The sequence below is a fragment of the Chryseobacterium arachidis genome (genome assembly GCF_900129245.1).
Lineage (GTDB): Bacteria > Bacteroidota > Bacteroidia > Flavobacteriales > Weeksellaceae > Chryseobacterium > Chryseobacterium arachidis.
Genome location: NZ_FQUT01000004.1, coordinates 51,482 through 67,914, shown reverse-complemented (window position 1 = coordinate 67,914; position 16,433 = coordinate 51,482). Strand labels below are relative to the sequence as shown.

Here is a 16,433-nt window from a genome sequence, read left to right as displayed (position 1 = left end):
ATTATGCATTTTTAGCTTCCAAAAGAGCCACTATTTTTTCACCCACACCTTTTGCAGAAGCAGGGTTCTGACCTGTTACAAGATTTCCGTCCGCAATACTGTTGGCACTCCACGGTTCAGCAGCGTGGAAAATTGCGCCCTGTTCAGTCAAAGCCGTTTGCAAATCAAAAGGAACATCCGGTCTTGCATAATTATCCTCTTCCTGAGTCGTAAAAGATGTAATATTCTTACCGTTTACGATATAACTTCCGTCGCTCAATTTTACATTTAACAAAGAAACCGGACCATGACAAACAGCTCCTACAACACGACCAGTATCGTAAAATCTTGCAAGAACTTTCTTCAATTCAGGAGCTTCCGGCATATCTGCCATTGGAGCGATTCCTCCGGGAACAAAAACAGCATCGTAATCATCAATATTTACATCTGATAATTTTCCGGCGTTGTGCATGTCTTGCCAACCTTTTCCGGTTAAGAATTTTAAATTATCAGGATCAGCAGCCAAATTTAAAGCATCTAAAAACGGAGATTCACCCGTTAAGCTTGCAAAATCGATTTGATAACCTGCTTTTTCAAATTCTGCGTAAGGATGCGCAACTTCAGATAAGAAAGTTCCTGTTCTTCTGTGATTTGGACCGATTGAGTTGGCATTGGATACAATGATTAATACTTTTGGATTCATGACGTTAAATTTTTTAGTTAATTAATATTTTTTTGTTTTGATCTTTGAAATTGATTTAAATTTCTATAGCAAATGTATGTCGATCCGAGGTCTCAACAGAAGGAGTGAAGTCACAAAAAAAGTGTGATTTGGATCACACTTCGATTTTTTACTTATAAATAAGAGTTTTTAAAATTTTTATTTGGAGCTATTTCCCGCTTTCCACTATATCTTTTGTTCCGCTTCGCTACACAAAAGGATGCCGTTTCAATCGGGGTTAGGGCGGAAGTTATTCATTAAAGCACAGGAGAATATCCACGAAGCTTGTCATTCTGAAAGAATCAAAACATAGTATTAGAAATAAGTTTAGGTCATTGCGAGGAATGAACGCAAAAATTAGTGTCAAAAAGAAACAGATTGCTTCGTTCCTCGCAATGACACACCACGAGAAACAATCACTTATTAGTATTTGAATACAATCTGCTCAACGTTTCACGGCTCACGCCAAGATATTCTGCGACATACTTCTTAGGAACTTCGGAAATAAGATCAGGATACAATCTTACAAATTCCTCATACCGTTGCTGAGGTGTGCTCGATAACAAAAGAATAATTCTCTGCTGCAAGGCAATATAACCATTGGTTAATTTAATTCTGAAAAAATGATCCATCTTATGAAGATCCGCCGCCAGTTGATTTCTTCCCTGTAGCGTAAGGCTTACCACTTCGCCATCTTTAAGACATTCTATGAACATTTTAGAATTATTTTGTTTAAAAAATCCTATATAATCAGACATCCACCAATTTTTTTTCGCGAACTGTAAAATATGCTCCTTACCGTTTTCATCAATGTAAAAAACTTTATAGATCCCATCCAAAGCCAGAAATTCATATTTCACTTCATCTCCTTCATGAATCAAAAATTGGTTTTTACGAACTTTTTTTAAGGTAAAAAATGTTTTCACATAATCAAATTCCTCGTCTGTAAGTGGAGTTATGGCTTCGATATGTTCGCGGAGTCTGTTCATGGCCGGTTTTATATTGTGTAAATTTAATTAAAATTTTTATTAAATTTTGAAGAGTATTTTTGTTCGATGTTCACTGATAATCCCTTTCAACTGCTTGCGCTTAGGATGACACTGCAAAAGTGTTTTGTATATTTTATTTTCGGGAAAATAAAAACAGTTCATATGAAAACTATTTCATCCCAAACTTGTCAAAGGATCTCAATACAAGTAAAAATCTTTAATTTAAAAATAAAAAACAGATAAACCAGTACAAATAAACTAACACTTTTTAACACAAAAAATTCCTAAAAAATCCGTAATTTTGCACATCGTGATTTTCAGGTAAAATCACCCCAAATTATGAGTAAATCAACAGAATATATAGAAGTTTACGGAGCCCGTGAACACAACTTAAAAAATATCAATGTAAAAATTCCGCGCAACGAATTGGTCGTAATTACCGGACTTTCCGGGAGCGGGAAATCCTCGTTGGCTTTTGATACTATTTTTGCAGAAGGTCAGCGTCGTTATATCGAAACGTTTTCTGCCTATGCGAGACAGTTTTTGGGAGGTCTGGAACGTCCCGATGTTGATAAAATCGAAGGATTGTCTCCCGTAATTGCGATTGAGCAAAAAACAACCAACAAAAACCCACGTTCAACAGTTGGAACTGTCACAGAATTATACGATTTCTTACGTCTTTTGTTTGCAAGAGTTTCCGATGCGTATTCACAGACGACAGGGAAAAAGCTGGTGAGTTATACGGAAGATCAAATTCTTGAAACCATCAAGGAAAATTATAAAGGTGAGAAAATCATGTTAATGGCGCCTGTTGTTCGTTCCAGAAAAGGACATTATCACGAACTTTTTGTGCAAATGGCAAAAAAAGGATACGGACAGGCAAGAATAGATGGTGAATTGCAGGATATTGAATATGATTTGAAGCTTGACCGTTACAAAACCCACGACATCGACATCGTCATCGACCGTTGGATCATTGGCGAATCTGCTTCCGAAGCCAGAATGGAAAAATCGTTGCGAACAGCCATGGAAATGGGAGAAGGTTTGATCGGAATTCAAAAATTAGGAAGTACGGATATTGAATATTTTTCTAAAAATTTGATGGACGCGGAAACTGGTCATTCATTAGCTTTACCAGAACCAAATACATTTTCATTCAACTCACCGAAAGGAAGTTGCCCAAGTTGTAAAGGTTTAGGAACCATTAAGAAAATTAACACCGATTATTTTGTTGAAAATCCGAAATTGTCGATCAATCAGGGAGGTTTACTGCCTTTGGAAGATATTAAGTCTAATAAATGGATTCTTTCTCAGATTAAAAATATTCTTGAAATTTTCGGTTTAGGTTTAGCAACTCCGTTTCAGGATATTCCCGAAGAAGCGTTGGATTATATCTACAACGGGTGTCACAAAGAATTCAATAAAGATTTAAAATACGCAGGAATTACCAAGAAAATTAAGATTAGTTTTGATGGTTTGATTCCTTTTATGGAAGAACTAATTGAGGAAAGAGAATCTTACGAAGCCATTTTGCTGGAAAGACATTTCACAACAGAAGAAATCTGTCCTGAATGTAAAGGAACACGTCTTCAACCGGGAAGTTTAAGCTTTAAAATCGACGGAAAAAATATTGCTGAGGTGAATGCATTAAGTTTAATTGATTTGAAAGATTGGTTGGCTGATGTTAAAGATAAATTTTCAGAAAAAAATAAAATTATTGCTCACGAAATTTTAAAAGAAATCGAAACCAGATTACAGTTTTTGCTGGATGTTGGTTTGGATTATTTAAGTTTGAGCAGAAGTTCAAAAACGCTTTCAGGAGGAGAATCTCAAAGGATTCGTCTGGCAACGCAGATCGGTTCTCAGTTAGTGAATGTTCTCTATATTCTGGATGAACCAAGCATCGGATTGCACCAAAGAGATAACGAAAGACTGATTAATTCATTAAAAAATCTTCGTGATATAGGAAATTCTGTTTTGGTTGTAGAGCATGACAAAGACATGATTTTAGAAGCCGATGAGGTATTGGATATTGGTCCGAGAGCCGGAAAATTCGGAGGTGAAATTCTTTGGCAGGGAAAACCGAAAGATTTATTAAAAGCCAATACGATTACTGCTCAATATATTAACGGAAAAAGAAAAATTGCCATTCCTGAAAAAAGAAGGGAAGGAAATGGTAAAAATATCGTATTAAAAGGCGCTACAGGAAATAATCTTAAAAATGTAACGCTTGATATTCCTTTGGGAAAATTGGTAGTCGTGTCAGGGATTTCAGGAAGCGGAAAATCTTCTTTGATCAACGGAACTTTGTATCCAATTCTGAACAAACATTTCTACAGAGCTGTTCAGGAACCTTTACCTTACAAAAAAATTGAAGGTCTTGAGCATATCGATAAAATCGTAGATGTAGACCAGACTCCGATTGGAAGAACGCCACGTTCAAATCCTGCAACGTATACAGGAATGTTTACAGATATCAGAAACCTTTTTGCAGAATTACCAGAATCTAAAATCCGTGGTTACAAACCGGGAAGATTTTCTTTCAATGTAAAAGGCGGAAGATGTGAAACTTGTCAGGGAGGTGGTTTGAAGGTGATTGAAATGAATTTTTTACCCGATGTTTATGTACATTGTGAAACTTGTAACGGAAAACGTTTCAATAGAGAAACACTGGAAGTTCGCTACAAAGGAAAATCGATTTCCGATGTGTTGGATATGACGATTGATGAAGCGGTAGAATTTTTCCAGCCGATTCCTAAGATTTTTGCGAAAGTGAAAACTTTGCAGGATGTCGGTTTGGGATATATTACGTTGGGGCAGCAATCGACGACGCTTTCAGGAGGGGAAGCTCAGCGTATCAAGCTGGCAACGGAACTGGCGAAAAGACAAACCGGAAATACATTGTACATTCTCGACGAACCAACAACCGGTCTTCATTTTGAAGACGTGAAAATTTTGATGGACGCGATTAATCAGTTGGTGGAATTAGGAAATTCGTTCATTATTATTGAGCATAATATGGATGTGATCAAATTAGCCGATCATATCATCGACGTTGGTCCGGAAGGCGGAAAACACGGCGGACAGATTGTTGCGCAGGGAACTCCTGAGGAAATTGTGAAGTCGAAGAAGAGTTTGACGGGGAAGTTTTTGAAGAGGGAGTTGGAGTAATGGATAATCAATTTAGTTATATAAAGGAATTTGTGAATGCAGATTCCTTTTTTTATTTTTAATTAAATTAAAACCATAATGAAAAATTATTTAGTTATTGTAGTAATTGCTTCTATTTTATTTTCCTGTAAAAAAGAAAAGCCCGTTTCTCAATCTATTGTTAAGAATAAAAAGGATAGCGTTAAAGCAAAAGAAAATTACACATTTGATGCTAATTCGATTTTTGGTGTTTATCAATTGACGGATAAAGATTTTGCTATTTGTATTCCTGTTCAGTTTGATAATGAGAATCTGCCATTATCAAAGGAATATCAAGATTTTATAACACGAGATTCACTTCCCTGGATTTATGGTAAAGAAATGAAAAATTATAAATATTATGATACTCTTTTTGTAGATAAATTGATTTATAATAAAAAATTTGAAGATGTTTTTAAGAAGAAAATAAAAGAAAGTTTCTTTACTTATGGAACAAAATCATATCAAATATGTAAAGTGAAGAGAGTTGTTTTTCAATCTAATGAGTGTGAAAATGATTACATAGCTTATATTTTAAATGTAGATAAAAATATTATAGGAAATCCTTTGATTGCATCCGAAAAAGAAATCCCTTTAGATTATGGTAAAGATTATATAGAAGTCAATGAAAAAATTAAAAACTTTGCGTCAAAAAAAAATACAGAAATGATTCATGGGAATAGAAAATATAATCCCATAGTTTTTTCTAACTATAAAAATTTGTATTTCACTTTTTATGATGATTTTAAATGGTATAAAAAAAATTCAGATTCGTATTGCCAATTTCCTGAACGAGCAATTTTTGAAATAAGTGAGAAAGGTAAAATAAAATATCTATGGAACTCTGAAATGGACCTTTTAGGTTTACCTTGCCTATAATTGTTGGTTTTATGTGAAAATTAACTCCCAATATTAAATTTTAAAAAATTTTCAAATTTATAACACTGTAAATCAATAATTTAAATTTCAATGTTAACTTAATGTTAACTCAATGTAAAATTATTGTAAATTATTTTATATATCTTTGGTAAAGAAATAGTAAAACAGTTTAATATAACATTTAAAACCAAAGAGTTATGAAAAATAAAGTTCAAATATTTATCGCTTCACTTTTCGTTTGCGGATTTATGGCTGTAATGAATACTGCAAAGGCACAAAATTCAAATAATATAATTCAAGAAGTTCAATTGAATAAAAATAATGACACTTTTACAGAAATAAGAAAAGAACTAATAGGAAATTTTGATTTTACGAATTACGAATATAAACAAGGAATTGTAAATTCAGAAGTAAAATTTGAAATTACAGAAAATGGTAAAATTGTAAATATTCATTCCACAGGTGACTGCAAAAATGTAAGTAAGGAGATTGAAAATGTATTGAATAATTTTAAAATAAACCGTAAAAAACTAAATGAAAATGTATTGGCATATACATATGTAATGCCTGTAACGTTGGAAATCGATAACAGATAATATTCATAAAATCTTTTATAAAAAGCCACGCAGAATTCTGCGTGGCTTTTATTTTGTAATGAAATCTCGAAATTTCTAATAAAAAACGTATAATAATCAATAATAATTTTCGTTTTATCTTTAATGCACAAAATTAAAACAATATGAAAAATTTAAAGAAACTGACCAAAGCCGATCTGAAATCGGTATACGGTGGTGCGCCAAAACAATACTGCGTGTATTGTGAAAGATTAAACAAAACCGTTTGCAGTACCGTTCCGATTGGTACATGTCCTTAAAATTAAAAACCGCTTCTCACTAAAGGCGGTTTTTTTGTGTATTCTTTTTTTTTCTTTCCGATTCCCTAATCAAGCACAAAAAATCAATACATTTGATAGTTAATATTAACTGTCATGAATCCCATTTTAGATGTCGTTATACGTTCGCTTTGTGTTTACCTTTTCATGATGATTGCCATCCGTCTGTTTGGTAAAAACCAGCTTTCCCAGCTCAATGCAGGGGATGTGGTTTTGCTGTTGCTGATTTCTAATGCGGTTCAGAATGCGATGGTAGGACAGGATACATCACTCCAAGGCGGACTGATTGCAGCTTTGGTACTTTTTGGAGCAAATTTTATTGTTAAAAGGTTAATGTTTACCAATAGAAAATTTGAAAGTTTTCTGGAAGAAGATCCCGTGATTTTAATTAAAGATGGGAAAATTGATGATCAGGCTTTGCATCGAGTGAAGATTACCAAAGATGAGCTGGAGGAAGCCATTAGGGAGCACGGCGTTGAAGGAATTGAAAATGTTAAGCTTTCAGTATTGGAAGTAGATGGAAATATCAGTGTGGTTTCCGAAGATGAAACAAGTAAGCAGACCAATTATTCCAGAATTAAAAGAAAAAATAAACGAAAATATTATTAACCATGAATTACGAACTGAGAGAAATGCTTCCAAAAGATGAAGCCAGAGTTCTGGAAATATTTAAACAGGGAATCGAAGGCGGAATTGCTACATTCGAAACCACAGTTCCCACTGCCGAAGCCTGGAATATAGATTATTTCAACCATTGCCGCTGGGTTTTGGAAAACGAAAGCAACGAAGTGGTTGGGTGGTGCGCTCTGAAACCGGTGAGTAAAAGGGAGGCTTTTAAAGGAGTGGCAGAAGTAAGCATTTATTTTGATAATGATTACCAGGGAAGAGGATTGGGTTCGGTTCTGCTTAAAAAGATGATTTTAGATAGCGAAGATCACGGATTCTGGACCCTCCAGACTAATATATTTCCGGAAAATGAGGGCGCTTTAAAAGCTCATCAGAGAAATGGTTTTAAGACGGTAGGAACCAGAAGGAAAATAGGCAAGCTGAACGGCGAATGGAAAGATGTCATCATGCTTGAAAGAAGAAGTAATTCTATTTTTTAACAAAAAAAGTAATAAAGTTTCTTAAAAATTTTATAGAATCTAATAATAATGCATTATTGGCATCAGTATTGTAATGTTTTCGAGATGTAATTTGAAAATAATTTGTTTATGAAAATGCTGACTAAAATTGTAGGATTCTTCTTGATCGTTTTATCCTTTTCTTTTTTCAATGCTTCACCGCTTCAGAGAGGACACGGACATGGCCATGGCCACAACAAGCATTATTATCACGGACCGCACAGGCCACATTATAAAAGAGTGGCGTATCACAGGCCTCCGAGACATTATTATAAAAGACATTATTATAGACCCGTAAGACCACACAGATATTATTCTCACAAAAGATACAGACATCCTCGTGTTTACCATAGCAGACCAGTGGTTATTGTCAATTTATAAATAATAATGGCTGTTTTAGACAGTCATTTTTAATGTAAGTTTGGCATCAACATTGATATACTGAACTGCGAAATTTGAAAAAGAAAAGAAATGAAAGGTTTAATTAAGATTTTTGGTGTGGTAATAGTTGCATCTATGTTAACTTCATGTATTGTTCACGAGCATCACGGCAGAAGAGGATTGCCGCCCGGACAGGCAAAAAAAGTCTATATCTATCAGAAAGGTGGTAACGGACACGGACATCACAAAGGGCACGGAAGAGGTCATCACAAATGGAAGTAAAGAAAAAAAATATGAGCACTGATATTTCGGTGCTTTTTTAGTTTTAAAACAGAAATTGGCATTTACATTGTTTATTTTAAATCAACCAAAAAATAAATGATATGAAATCTTTACTTAAAATTTTCGGAACATTTCTATTGGCATATGCAACAAGCGCCTGCCATCCGCCTCCAAGACCGCCCAGACCTCCTGAACCACCAAGAAGACCTCACGGAATGCTGGAGAAGAAAATAAATCAGTCTCAGACAGATTTGATTTTTGAAAGAAAATCTATGAATACTATTTCATAATGATACATAGAAAAAGTCCTGAAGATAAGTTTTCAGGACTTTTTATTTAAACTAATTTTCGTTTAGTATTAAGCTAAAATTTTATAAACGTGATTTTTTAGGATTCAGGAAAGTATTAAAAACCATTACTTCCTGTCCGAATTTTGTCTGGATTCTTTCTGCAATGTTTTCAAGCTCACTTTTTACAAAATCATCTCTAAGATCATCATTGTCAAAAATCAAAAGAAGGTTGTAGTTTTTGCCCTCTTCTATATAATCACTGTGAACCTCCGAAAGCATATATTTATCAACATCCATTAAATTTTCTGTCATCAAAACCAATGTTTCATCAATATAATTTTCCCATTCTTCAAGGTGAGTTTTCGTGCAGTGGAAAGTTATACTCAATACGCTCATATTTTATGAATTTTTAAGATTTTTTGAATAAATTCTACCGCAAAAATCGGCAAATTTTTCGTAAATTAGCCCGTTAATAAAAATTCGAAAAGAATAATTTTCAGCCCTGCAGCTAAGGGTCTGACTATCATTATAATAAAATTTGTTTATGCAAAAAGAAGGAGAAAGACTGATTCCTATCAACATTGTTGATGAAATGAAGTCATCTTATATCGATTATTCGATGTCGGTTATCGTTTCAAGAGCGCTACCAGACGTAAGAGATGGCTTAAAACCCGTTCATAGAAGAGTGCTTTATGGTATGTATGGATTAGGGGTTTTTTCTAATAGAAAATATTTAAAATCTGCGAGAATTGTTGGAGACGTTTTAGGTAAATACCACCCACACGGAGACTCCTCTGTATATGATGCAATGGTAAGAATGGCTCAGGACTGGAGCTTGCGTTATCCTCAGGTAGACGGCCAGGGAAACTTTGGTTCTATGGATGGAGACCCGCCTGCAGCAATGCGTTATACCGAAGCAAGACTGAAAAAAATATCGGATGAGGTTCTTTCAGACTTAGACAAGGAAACGGTAGATTTCCAGAATAACTTCGACGACAGCTTACAGGAACCAACAGTTTTACCATCAAAAATCCCTAATCTTTTGGTAAACGGAACTTCCGGTATTGCAGTAGGTATGGCAACCAATATGGCTCCGCATAACTTAACGGAGTCTGTAAATGCTATCTGTGCCTACATCGACAATAAAGAAATTACCATTGATGAACTGATGCAGCACATCATCGCTCCGGATTTCCCTACAGGTGGGATTATCTATGGGTATGACGGAGTAAGAGATGCTTTCCATACAGGTAGAGGTAGAGTCGTTCTTAGAGCGAAAGTAGCTTTCGAGGAAATCGGAAACAGGAATGCAATTATCGTCAACGAAGTTCCTTACCAAGTGAACAAAGCAGAAATGATTGCAAGAACTGCCGAGCTTGTTAAAGAAGAAAAAATTCCAGGAATTTACGAAATCAGAGACGAGTCCGACAGAAGAGGACTTCGTATTGTTTATGAATTGAAAAATGATGCAATCCCAAATGTTGTTTTAAATTTATTATATAAATATACTGCGCTTCAGACGTCTTTCAGTGTTAATAATATTGCGTTGGTTCATGGCAGACCGGAGCAGTTGAACCTAAAAGATATCATTCACCATTTTGTGGATCACAGACATGAAGTTATCGTAAGAAGAACTCAGTATGAGCTTAGAAAAGCGAAGGAAAGAGCTCATATCTTGGAAGGTTTCATGAAAGTGATCGGGACGCAGGATTCTTTAGACAGAGCGATTTCAATTATCCGTCACTCTGCCAATCCACAGGCTGCGAAGGAAGGATTAATTGAAGCTTTCGAACTTTCTGAAATTCAGGCTCAGGCGATTCTAGATCTACGTCTTGCCCGTTTAACAGGAATGGAGCTTGATAAGATCCGTGATGAGTACGATGCAATCATGAAAGAAATTGCTGATTTGGAAGATATTTTGGCAAATGAACCAAGAAGATTCCAGATCATTAAGGATGAATTAATTGAAATTAAAGAAAAATACGGCGACGAAAGAAGAACGGAAATCGATTATTCAGGTGGTGAAATGTCTATCGAAGATATTATCCCGAATGAATCTGTAGTTCTTACCATTTCCCACGCAGGATATATTAAGAGAACCTCTCTTTCAGAATACAAAATCCAAAGCAGAGGTGGTGTAGGGAATAAAGCGGCAACAACAAGAGATGCCGATTTCTTGGAGTATATCGTTTCTGCGACCAATCACCAGTATATGTTGTTCTTTACGGAAAAAGGAAGATGTTATTGGTTAAGAGTATTTGAAATTCCTGAAGGATCTAAAACGGCTAAAGGAAGAGCTGTACAAAACTTAATCAATATCGAGCCGGACGACAAGATCAAAGCATACATCAGAACCAACAACTTAAAAGATTCTGAATATGTGAATCAGATGAGTGTGGTGATGGTAACGAAAAACGGAACGATTAAGAAAACGTCATTGGAAGCGTATTCAAGACCGAGAGTAAATGGGGTAAATGCTATCGAAATCAGAGATAATGACCAATTGTTAGGTGCCTATTTAACAAACGGAACTTCTCAAATCATGATTGCTACGAAAAATGGTAAATGTATCCGTTTCCCTGAAGAAAAAGTAAGAGAAGTAGGTAGAGGTTCTATTGGAGTTCGTGGTATTGCTATGGAAGACAATGATGAAGTAATTGGTATGATTGTTGTGAACGATGTGGAGAACGAAACGGTTCTTGTGGTATCTGAAAAAGGATACGGTAAGAGAACTGCAGTAGAAGACTACAGAATTACCAACAGAGGCGGAAAAGGAGTTATTACCCTGAATATTACCGAAAAAACTGGAAATCTTATTGCCATTCAGAATGTAACAGACGAAGATGGATTAATGATTATCAACAAATCTGGTGTTGCGATCAGAATGAATATGGATGAGATGAGAGTAATGGGTAGAAATACACAAGGCGTAAGACTGATCAACCTTAAAAAGAATGACGAAATTGCTGCCATCGCGAAAGTAGAAATGGATAAAGATGTAGAAGAAGAGGAAGAGGATTTGGAAGGAAATGAAGAAGGGGTAATAGGATCTCTATTTGATGACCAGGAAAACAATACAGAAGCACCTCAGGAAGAAAATGAAAACTCTTCTGAGGAAACTGAGAATTCCGATTCGGAAGAATAATATTGTACAATTAATATAAAATAGTGATTATGAGAAAGCTAATTTTGGGTATGGCTATTGTAGCGTCATCTTTTGCTTTTGGTCAAAAAGATGTGAATGCTCAGCTGCAGGAAGCCAACAAAGCGGCAATGGATGCATATAATGCAAAAAACTATGTCGTAGCAGCTCCTAAGTTTATGGAAGTTTACAACTTGCTGAAGACAAGCGGACAGGATAATAAAGTATATATGTATTACGCTGGTCTTAACTATGCTTTGGCAAACGATATTCCTCAGGCTACAAAAATTTATACAGATCTAATCAATTCAGGGTACACAGGTGTTGAAACTACGTATACTGCAAAAGATAACAAAAGTGGTCAGGTAGCAAGTTATGACAAAAATACCTGGGAATTATTGAAGAAAACGTCTTCAAAAGACTATTCAGATTTCAAAACTGAGCAGTCTCCAAGTGTAGAGCAGGATTTGTATGAAACTTTGGCTACTTTGTTAATCAACGATAAAAAGAATGAAGAAGCTTTAGCACTTATTGAAAAAGGATTGGCAAAATTCCCAAATAGCACAAAGCTAAAAGAATATCAGGGAAGTGCATTGTATGCATCTGGTAATACAGATAAATTCATGCAGAACCTTAAGGAGCAACTGGCTAAAAACCCTAGTGATGCTACCAATTGGTACAATTTGGGAGTTCTTCAGTCAAAAAATCCTGCAACAGCAAACGATGCAATTACTTCTTTCCAGAAAGCTATTGAATTGAAGCCTGATTTTTCTAATGCATATCAGAATTTAGTATACACTGCGATCGGAGACGACGAAGTAGCTGTAAAAGAAATCAACGAGCTTAGAAAAACAAAGCCTGATGATGCTACAAAGCTTATCGATGCAAGAAAAGAAAGATTTAACAAAGCTTTACCTTTCGCTGAAAAATGGTATCAGGCAACGCCAAATGATATCAATGCGGTTCAAATGTTGAAAGAAATCTACAGTATTACAAAAAATACAGCAAAAGTGAACGAAATGAAAGCTAAAGAAGCTGAATTGGCAAAACAACCAGCTAAATAATTTTCATTACTTCAAATGAATATAAAACCGGAACATCTGTTTCGGTTTTTTTTATTTAAAAAAGTATATTTTTGTTCAATAGGAATGGGCTTTAGCTCGTTTTTAAATAACCAACATTCAATTCGGCTTTAGCCAATTTTTTTAGAGGTTAGTACTAGCGTTTTGTCATTCAGAACATAGACTGAAGGTCTACGAACAAAGTTCAGAAGCATAGTTAAGAATCTCCAATCGCATTATAGATTCTTCTTTCCAAATAACACTCATTTTTTATTATACTTGGGGTTCTTTTTATAAGTGAAATGCCTTTGTGTAACTTAAAAACAAACAGTAGTCAAAAAAAATCTTAGTGAACCTTGCGCTAAAAAATAATTTCAAGCATGAAAAACAATCAAAAAAATTAAATTTCATACCAAATACCTTTATAAATTTCCAAGATTTATCATTAAAAATCAATGTTAAAATTCTCTCTAATTCCGTATCTTTGGGAAAATTTTACAGAAATGATCGAGTGGAAAACCGTCAAAGAATACGAAGATATTACGTACAAAAAATGTAATGGTGTAGCGAGAATTGCTTTCAACAGACCGGAAGTTCGCAACGCGTTCAGACCCAAAACAACTTCAGAATTATACGATGCTTTTTATGATGCTTCAGAAGATCCTTCAATAGGTGTTGTGTTGCTTTCAGGAGAAGGACCGAGCCCAAAAGATGGAGGTTGGGCTTTCTGCAGCGGCGGAGATCAAAAAGCAAGAGGACATCAGGGATATGTGGGAGAAGACGGAAGACACCGGTTGAATATTTTAGAAGTTCAGCGATTGATTCGTTTCATGCCAAAAGCGGTTATTGCAGTTGTTCCGGGATGGGCTGTTGGCGGAGGTCATTCTCTTCATGTGATTTGTGATCTTACATTGGCCAGTAAAGAACATGCTATTTTCAAACAAACCGATGCAGATGTTACAAGTTTTGACGGTGGTTACGGTTCAGCCTATTTAGCAAAAATGGTAGGACAGAAAAAAGCCCGTGAAATTTTCTTCTTAGGAAGAAATTATTCCGCTCAGGAAGCATTTGAGATGGGTATGGTAAATGCCGTAATTCCTCATGATGAATTAGAAGATACAGCTTACGAATGGGCGCAGGAAATTTTAGCGAAGTCGCCGACTTCTATTAGAATGCTGAAATTTGCAATGAACCTAACAGACGACGGAATGGTTGGTCAGCAGGTTTTTGCGGGTGAAGCAACCCGTTTGGCTTATATGACCGAGGAAGCAAAAGAAGGAAGAAACGCATTCCTGGAAAAAAGAAAGCCGGATTTCGGAAAAGATAAATGGATTTCTTAGAAACCGGGCTTCAGCAATATAAATTTGGTTCTCAAATTTCTTAAACACACTCTCGCGGATTTCATAGAATTTTTGCAGATAATAATAGTCTGCCTTCTCTGTAAAATCTGCGGGAGATTTATAATATGGAACAAAACTTTCAAAATCCTCAGATTTTCGATCTCGAAATTCCCGATTTTAATGATTTGAAGCTTACCGCAGTGTCGCCAAAATATCTTCAGATTATTTTATTGAATATCAGTCTGTTTTCGCTTTTCTTAATTGGGGCGGTTTCTGTGGTTTTTTATTTCTTCTATTTTAATCTTAGTAAGCTACAGTTTTGGGCAATCATCATTGGAATTTTTCTGTTGATAATTTTTCTTTTTCTGAATTCTTTAGTAGGCTTCAAATTTAGGAAATATGCAGTCCGGGAAAAAGATTTGGTTTACCAGCATGGTTGGCTAAAAAGAACGTTAATTATTGTTCCGTTTAACAGAATTCAGCATATCAAAGTTGAGCAAGGCTGGTTTTCAAAACTGTTGAATTTAAAATCGGTTTCGGTATTTACAGCCGGAGTGAATGGAGGAGATGTTTCCATTAACGGTTTACCGGAAGATATTGCAGAAGGCATAAACCTTTTGATCCGCAAAAGCATTTCGAAAGAAAAAACAGAAGATGGAGGAGAAGCATAATTCTTTTTTTCAGCCTCAGAGACAGTCTAAAACAGGCATCGTTCTTCTTTTTCTGTATAATATAGGAATGGTGGTTAAAAATCTTTGGGTTTTTATCATCCTTTTTTTTGTAAAGAAAGACAGAGTGGAACCTTGGATGATTATTCTCGCGGTTTCTGTTATTGTATTAATGCTTATTATTGCCGCGGTTTTACAGTATTATCATTTCAAATATTATATCGACGAAGAAAACAGTGAATTTGTAATTCATGAAGGAATCATCAATACTTCAGTTACCAAAATCAAAAAAGAGAATATTCAGGAGGTAAATATTTCACAGCCTTTTGTTCATCGTTTTTTTAATATTTACAAACTGGAAATCGACACTCCCGGAAGTTCCGAGAAAGAAGTCAAAATTTCTGCGCTTACAAAACAAAACGCTGTAGATCTGAAAAAATATTTATTAGAAGAAAGTGTTGTTCTAAAAAATACTGATGATCCTGATGAAGTTTTTAAGCCTGAAAAAAATGAAGTCCGCTCATTTAAAATTTCGACCTTCAGCTTATTGAAATACGGGATTACAGCCAATTATATTCGCAGTTTTCTCGCATTAGTCAGTTTGGTGATTTATGGTTTCTCTGAACTTAATAATTTGCTTAAAAAAGTAAATTTTGATCCAAAATTAGATTACGACACTCTAGAATCTCAATTCCTTGCATTCTCTGTTCCTGTTATTTTAGGAATTGTACTGATTGCTATTATTTTAGGGATATTAATCAACTCGATACGAACGATCATCAAATATTTTGATTTTAAAATCACCGAAAATAATCAGAGTTTTTCTCTGGAATATGGCTTGTTTAATACACGGAATTCTATTGTTAACAAATCAAAAGTACAGGTTATTACCGAAACTCAGAATTGGATTCAGAAAAAAATGGGAATTTCTTTTGTGAAATTTCTCCAAATCGGAAAAGACGAAGAGGAAGAAAAGAATATTTCTGCCGTTCCCGGGATTAACGACCTTGAAAAAGAAAAATTGATTTCCGCAATATGGAAAGAAAAACCGGTATTTACTGATTGTCTGAAGCCTAATTTCAGGCTGATTATCGTGAATACTTTTAAATGGGTTGTACTTCCTTTGCTTTTGGTCTTCTTTATTGAAAAAGATCTATTGATAAACTATTGGTTTTTAGCAGTCAGCTACGTCATTTTATCGGAATTACTTATTCTTATTTCATTTAAAAATTTAAAATTGTTTTACAATGAAAGATTTGTCAGTGTAAAATCCGGAATCTGGGATATTGATTGCAGAACTTTTGAAGTGGAAAAGCTTCAGACTGTGAAAATTTCTCAGTATTTTTGGCAAAGAAAAACAAACTTGGGAAGCATCACATTTTATACTTCCGCAGGATGCTTTAAAATAGAGGCTTTGCATTTTGGAAAACTCAGAAAATTAATGAATTACTGCGTGTATAAAATTGAAACTTCTAAAAATATTTAAATCAAATATT

At 34.9% G+C, this 16,433-nt stretch carries 17 protein-coding genes; 14 read left to right on the top strand and 3 right to left on the bottom strand.

The features are described 5' to 3' along the window. Position 1 precedes the first annotated feature (1 nt). Both BUA89_RS08905 and BUA89_RS08900 read right to left on the bottom strand, forming a co-directional pair. The gene (locus BUA89_RS08905; protein ID WP_072955984.1) at positions 2–682 is read right to left on the bottom strand and encodes a type 1 glutamine amidotransferase domain-containing protein; all 681 of its coding nucleotides are present in this window, start codon (positions 680–682) and stop codon (positions 2–4) included. A 434-nt stretch (positions 683–1,116) separates the two neighbouring features. Next, positions 1,117–1,689 carry a Crp/Fnr family transcriptional regulator gene (locus BUA89_RS08900; protein WP_072955981.1) on the bottom strand — a complete coding sequence of 191 codons (573 nt, stop codon included), beginning with the start codon at positions 1,687–1,689 and terminating at the stop codon, positions 1,117–1,119. Between the two features lie 339 nt (positions 1,690–2,028). Between BUA89_RS08900 and uvrA the strand changes: the two genes are divergently transcribed. From uvrA to BUA89_RS08860, 9 genes are all read left to right on the top strand, one after another. After that, positions 2,029–4,860: an excinuclease ABC subunit UvrA gene (gene uvrA, locus BUA89_RS08895; RefSeq protein ID WP_072955978.1), complete on the top strand. Its 2,832-nt coding sequence runs from the start codon at positions 2,029–2,031 to the stop codon at positions 4,858–4,860. Positions 4,861–4,938: 78 nt separating this feature from the next. After that, positions 4,939–5,757 carry a hypothetical protein gene (locus BUA89_RS08890; protein ID WP_072955975.1) on the top strand — a complete coding sequence of 273 codons (819 nt, stop codon included), beginning with the start codon at positions 4,939–4,941 and terminating at the stop codon, positions 5,755–5,757. A 197-nt stretch (positions 5,758–5,954) separates the two neighbouring features. Further along, positions 5,955–6,353 (top strand): hypothetical protein, encoded by a 399-nt coding sequence (locus BUA89_RS08885; RefSeq protein WP_072955972.1) that lies wholly within the window; start codon positions 5,955–5,957, stop codon positions 6,351–6,353. A gap of 143 nt (positions 6,354–6,496) precedes the next feature. Beyond that, positions 6,497–6,631, top strand: a complete 135-nt coding sequence (locus BUA89_RS08880) for a bacteriocin-like protein (protein ID WP_072955969.1) — start codon at positions 6,497–6,499, stop codon at positions 6,629–6,631. 114 nt (positions 6,632–6,745) lie between these two features. Further along, complete coding sequence (locus tag BUA89_RS08875) at positions 6,746–7,258, top strand: DUF421 domain-containing protein (RefSeq protein WP_072955967.1); 513 nt, start codon at positions 6,746–6,748, stop codon at positions 7,256–7,258. Positions 7,259–7,260: 2 nt separating this feature from the next. Then, positions 7,261–7,755, top strand: a complete 495-nt coding sequence (locus BUA89_RS08870; RefSeq protein WP_072955964.1) for a GNAT family N-acetyltransferase — start codon at positions 7,261–7,263, stop codon at positions 7,753–7,755. 108 nt (positions 7,756–7,863) lie between these two features. Further along, on the top strand, positions 7,864–8,154 hold the full coding sequence (locus BUA89_RS22900; protein ID WP_143152301.1) for a hypothetical protein: 291 nt from the start codon (positions 7,864–7,866) through the stop codon (positions 8,152–8,154). Positions 8,155–8,244: 90 nt separating this feature from the next. Further along, a complete protein-coding gene (locus BUA89_RS08865) occupies positions 8,245–8,436 on the top strand; it encodes a hypothetical protein (RefSeq protein ID WP_072955961.1) in 192 nt (63 codons plus the stop codon). Between the two features lie 101 nt (positions 8,437–8,537). Further along, entirely contained in the window at positions 8,538–8,726 is a 189-nt protein-coding gene (locus BUA89_RS08860; protein WP_072955959.1) for a hypothetical protein, read from the top strand. An 81-nt stretch (positions 8,727–8,807) separates the two neighbouring features. Here BUA89_RS08860 and BUA89_RS08855 read toward each other — a convergent pair whose 3' ends face one another. Next, positions 8,808–9,122: a DUF4286 family protein gene (locus tag BUA89_RS08855; RefSeq protein WP_072955956.1), complete on the bottom strand. Its 315-nt coding sequence runs from the start codon at positions 9,120–9,122 to the stop codon at positions 8,808–8,810. Between the two features lie 148 nt (positions 9,123–9,270). Here BUA89_RS08855 and gyrA point away from each other — a divergent pair, with 148 nt between their 5' ends. The 5 genes from gyrA (at position 9,271) to BUA89_RS08830 (ending at position 16,423) form a co-directional block, all read left to right on the top strand. Beyond that, positions 9,271–11,871, top strand: coding sequence for a DNA gyrase subunit A (gyrA, locus tag BUA89_RS08850; protein ID WP_072955953.1), 2,601 nt, complete (start codon positions 9,271–9,273; stop codon positions 11,869–11,871). Positions 11,872–11,900: 29 nt separating this feature from the next. Beyond that, positions 11,901–12,932: a tetratricopeptide repeat protein gene (locus tag BUA89_RS08845; protein WP_072955950.1), complete on the top strand. Its 1,032-nt coding sequence runs from the start codon at positions 11,901–11,903 to the stop codon at positions 12,930–12,932. Between the two features lie 500 nt (positions 12,933–13,432). Continuing rightward, complete coding sequence (locus tag BUA89_RS08840; RefSeq protein ID WP_072957077.1) at positions 13,433–14,269, top strand: 1,4-dihydroxy-2-naphthoyl-CoA synthase; 837 nt, start codon at positions 13,433–13,435, stop codon at positions 14,267–14,269. Between the two features lie 125 nt (positions 14,270–14,394). Further along, positions 14,395–14,940 carry a PH domain-containing protein gene (locus tag BUA89_RS08835; protein ID WP_072955947.1) on the top strand — a complete coding sequence of 182 codons (546 nt, stop codon included), beginning with the start codon at positions 14,395–14,397 and terminating at the stop codon, positions 14,938–14,940. Continuing rightward, positions 14,924–16,423 (top strand): PH domain-containing protein, encoded by a 1,500-nt coding sequence (locus tag BUA89_RS08830; RefSeq protein ID WP_072955945.1) that lies wholly within the window; start codon positions 14,924–14,926, stop codon positions 16,421–16,423. Before BUA89_RS08835 ends, BUA89_RS08830 begins: the two co-directional genes overlap by 17 nt. Positions 16,424–16,433: the final 10 nt, after the last annotated feature.

Coding starts and splice junctions, on each gene's coding strand:
- BUA89_RS08905 (WP_072955984.1), bottom strand. CDS start 682: ATGAATCCAAAAGTATTAATCATTGTATCCAATGCCAACTCAATCGGT.
- BUA89_RS08900 (WP_072955981.1), bottom strand. CDS start 1,689: ATGAACAGACTCCGCGAACATATCGAAGCCATAACTCCACTTACAGAC.
- uvrA (WP_072955978.1), top strand. CDS start 2,029: ATGAGTAAATCAACAGAATATATAGAAGTTTACGGAGCCCGTGAACAC.
- BUA89_RS08890 (WP_072955975.1), top strand. CDS start 4,939: ATGAAAAATTATTTAGTTATTGTAGTAATTGCTTCTATTTTATTTTCC.
- BUA89_RS08885 (WP_072955972.1), top strand. CDS start 5,955: ATGAAAAATAAAGTTCAAATATTTATCGCTTCACTTTTCGTTTGCGGA.
- BUA89_RS08880 (WP_072955969.1), top strand. CDS start 6,497: ATGAAAAATTTAAAGAAACTGACCAAAGCCGATCTGAAATCGGTATAC.
- BUA89_RS08875 (WP_072955967.1), top strand. CDS start 6,746: ATGAATCCCATTTTAGATGTCGTTATACGTTCGCTTTGTGTTTACCTT.
- BUA89_RS08870 (WP_072955964.1), top strand. CDS start 7,261: ATGAATTACGAACTGAGAGAAATGCTTCCAAAAGATGAAGCCAGAGTT.
- BUA89_RS22900 (WP_143152301.1), top strand. CDS start 7,864: ATGAAAATGCTGACTAAAATTGTAGGATTCTTCTTGATCGTTTTATCC.
- BUA89_RS08865 (WP_072955961.1), top strand. CDS start 8,245: ATGAAAGGTTTAATTAAGATTTTTGGTGTGGTAATAGTTGCATCTATG.
- BUA89_RS08860 (WP_072955959.1), top strand. CDS start 8,538: ATGAAATCTTTACTTAAAATTTTCGGAACATTTCTATTGGCATATGCA.
- BUA89_RS08855 (WP_072955956.1), bottom strand. CDS start 9,122: ATGAGCGTATTGAGTATAACTTTCCACTGCACGAAAACTCACCTTGAA.
- gyrA (WP_072955953.1), top strand. CDS start 9,271: ATGCAAAAAGAAGGAGAAAGACTGATTCCTATCAACATTGTTGATGAA.
- BUA89_RS08845 (WP_072955950.1), top strand. CDS start 11,901: ATGAGAAAGCTAATTTTGGGTATGGCTATTGTAGCGTCATCTTTTGCT.
- BUA89_RS08840 (WP_072957077.1), top strand. CDS start 13,433: ATGATCGAGTGGAAAACCGTCAAAGAATACGAAGATATTACGTACAAA.
- BUA89_RS08835 (WP_072955947.1), top strand. CDS start 14,395: ATGGAACAAAACTTTCAAAATCCTCAGATTTTCGATCTCGAAATTCCC.
- BUA89_RS08830 (WP_072955945.1), top strand. CDS start 14,924: ATGGAGGAGAAGCATAATTCTTTTTTTCAGCCTCAGAGACAGTCTAAA.